This window comes from Frankia sp. AgKG'84/4 (assembly GCF_023242965.2).
Taxonomy (GTDB): Bacteria; Actinomycetota; Actinomycetes; order Frankiales; family Frankiaceae; genus Frankia.
The window spans coordinates 1-705 of the sequence record NZ_JALKFU020000942.1 but is presented as its reverse complement, the minus strand read 5'-3'; the positions used below and the strand labels follow the sequence as shown (position 1 = coordinate 705).

Below are 705 nucleotides of genomic sequence, written 5' to 3'. Positions count from 1 at the left end.
ATTGAGCGCACAGGCCATTATTGGCTCATTCTGGCTTATTTGCTGGACGAATGGGGCATTCGCCTTGTCATGACAATTCCTATGCATGTCAAGCGATCCAAAGAGCTGGATGACAATCTGCCAACGAAGCATGATGCCAAAGATGCCTTGGTTATCGCGCGCCTTGTGAAGGATGGGAGGTTCAGCTATCCACGCATCCTCAAAGGGGTGGAAGCCGATCTGCGCGTCGGTGCCAGCCTGAGATCGAAGCTGGTAGAGGAATTAGGTTCTGTAAGCAACAAGCTGATCCGTTGGACGGACCGGTATTTCCCGGAGTTTGCACAGGTATTTCCGTCATTCGGAAAAATGGCACTCGCTGCTTTGGAACATACCCCTTTTCCAAGCGATCTCGCAGGGAAAGAGCCCGATGAGGTATTGATGCTTTACCGGAAAAGCGAGGGGCTCAAGGCTCCGCAAAGGCCAAAAGCAGCCAGGCTGATTGAACATGCAGGCACCTCGATTGGCGTCACGGAGGGACAGCAGATGGCCCGTATAGAAGTAGCCACACTTGTCCGCCGTTATCGTCAGCTCGAGGAAGAGATTGAGACACTTACGCAGCAGTTAACCGAACTTATCCAGACATCTGTGGAGTATCAATGGCTTAAAACCGTGCCCGGCCTAGGGGACGCGACCATTGTCGAATTATTATCGGAAATCGGAAGCTTT

At 51.9% G+C, this 705-nt stretch carries 1 protein-coding gene; it reads left to right on the top strand.

Annotated elements, in window-relative coordinates; genetic code table 11:
* Positions 1 to 705: IS110 family transposase (locus MXD58_RS31950; RefSeq protein ID WP_250610421.1), on the top strand; the 705-nt coding region annotated here is incomplete at both ends.